The organism is Methanoregula sp., from assembly GCF_002835825.1.
In the GTDB taxonomy this organism is placed as follows: domain Archaea; phylum Halobacteriota; class Methanomicrobia; order Methanomicrobiales; family Methanospirillaceae; genus Methanoregula.
The window spans coordinates 1-2,022 of the sequence record NZ_PIZH01000380.1 but is presented as its reverse complement, the minus strand read 5'-3'; the positions used below and the strand labels follow the sequence as shown (position 1 = coordinate 2,022).

Here is a 2,022-nt window from a genome sequence, read left to right as displayed (position 1 = left end):
TCGAGACACAACAGCTCACCGAGTGGAGCTCCATCCACTGGATCACAGAGGCTTCAAGTCTGTGCATAGTACTACACAGCATATGTTTCCAAGTCGGTAGCCAGTGAACGAACTTTTAGAAGTACATGAAGTCCGTGAAGCACTCCGCAAGCTGAATCCGCGAAGTAGAGGACCGAACCGGGCAGAAGATCCGGATCCTGGATATCGGCGGGGGGTTCCCGGTGAAGTATCACCCGGGCATTCGGTCCATCCGGACGCTTGCAAAGAAACTGAACACAGAGATCAAACGACTGTTCCCAAAAGACATGCAGATCCTTGCCGAGCCCGGCAGGTTCCTTGTCGCCAATACCTGCACGCTCGTAGCGAAGGTCGTAGGTAAAGCAGTCCGCGACGGCAAGCCCTGCTATTACATCAACGACGGAGTGTACCACACGTATTCAGGCCAGATCTTCGACCACATTAACTACCCTGTCCTCCCCTTCAAGAAAGGCGAGAAACAGATCTCCGCGGTGTTCGGGCCCACCTGCGATGCCTTCGACACCATCACGCTCTCCGCCGAACTGCCAGACCTTGATATCGGTGACCTTGTCTATTCCGAGAACATCGGGGCCTATTCACACGCCTCGTCCACGTATTTCAACGGGTTCCCCCCCGCAAAGGTCGTGCACATCAATAAATAACACGATCCCCCCTTTTTTGCCACCAACGGGAACGTATTTTATGGATCCCGGTACAATAGAAAAATCCTATGAACATTCGGGTATCTCTCCTGATCTCAGCATTCCTTGCAATCCTCATCCTGCTTTCAGGCTGCACGGACAGTTCACCAGAAACGGCACCATCAGGTACCAAGAATACCGCGGGCAGCGGCCCTGCCGGCATTGGTGTCGATGTCTCGGCAATGGATTCCCTTCTTCCCTCGACCTACCTCCAGTTCGCCAACCGTGGCGTGACTTACATTGATTTCGAACTTACCAACCCTACGGGCACTCCACGGTCGGTAGTTGTGGAATCCGAGGTTCCGGGATTCACGGAAAAGGCGGTCAACACCGTGGAAGTCCCCGCGTACGGGAACGTCACGATCGGCCAGACGCCAACACTCCGCACCGCCGCAATCCCTGCTGAGGTAAAGACGGCAACGCTCCACTACAAGGTCAGCCTCTCGGATGGGACACGCATCGATGAGCAGACGTATCCCGTGAAGATCTTCCCAAAAGACACGATGGTCTGGGAAGTGAAAGACGGGGACGAAACGTACGATATGTCGGAATATGTCGCTGCATGGGTGACTCCGCATGCCGCCGTGATCGACCCGCTCATGCGCAAGGCGGCTGAATACCACCCGGAGAAGTCGATTGCCGGATACCAGTGCGGGGAGAGCTGCTCGGATCAGGATTGGGCCGATTACTCGAATGCCCAGGTGAAGGCCGTGTTCAACGCGCTCAAGAATGATTACCGGATCACGTACATCAACTCACCGATAGCCTTTGGGAACGGGGGCGACAATCCCCAGCGTGTCCGTCTGCCTAAAGACGCGATTGCCGCTAACTCGGCCAACTGCATTGACGGGACGGTTCTGTATGCTTCCGCACTGGAATCCATCGGCATGAACCCCCACATTATCATCCTGCCAACCCACGCCTTTGTCTGCTATGACACGATGCCGGACAAGGAGGGTATCACCTGCCTTGAGACCACGATGACCGGTTCAGCAACATTCGAAGAGGCGGTTGCCGCAGCACAGGAGCAATACCAGGAAGAGATCACCAACGGGAACTTCAAGTCAGGCGCCTCCCGGGATTTCTCGCTCGCAGATATGAGAGCCGCGGGCATCCTGCCCATGGAATGAGGATTACTTCCCCTCCCCCCACGAACCTTTTTTCCTCCGCCTGATCAACCGGATATCCATGGTGACGATCTATTACGCAATTCTCGATACACTCTCTGACTGGGAAGCAGGCCATGTGCTTGCGGAACTCCGCTCGGGGCGGTTCCTGAAAGACCCGTCGCTCCGTCATAATG

At 55.4% G+C, this 2,022-nt stretch carries 2 protein-coding genes; both read left to right on the top strand.

Annotated features, from left to right (window positions below; translation table 11 throughout):
* The first annotated feature begins 155 nt into the window (after positions 1–155).
* Positions 156–680 (top strand): hypothetical protein, encoded by a 525-nt coding sequence (locus tag CW742_RS11295; RefSeq protein ID WP_292420450.1) that lies wholly within the window; start codon positions 156–158, stop codon positions 678–680.
* A gap of 68 nt (positions 681–748) precedes the next feature.
* The gene (locus CW742_RS11290; protein WP_292420448.1) at positions 749–1,849 is read left to right on the top strand and encodes a hypothetical protein; all 1,101 of its coding nucleotides are present in this window, start codon (positions 749–751) and stop codon (positions 1,847–1,849) included.
* Positions 1,850–2,022: the final 173 nt, after the last annotated feature.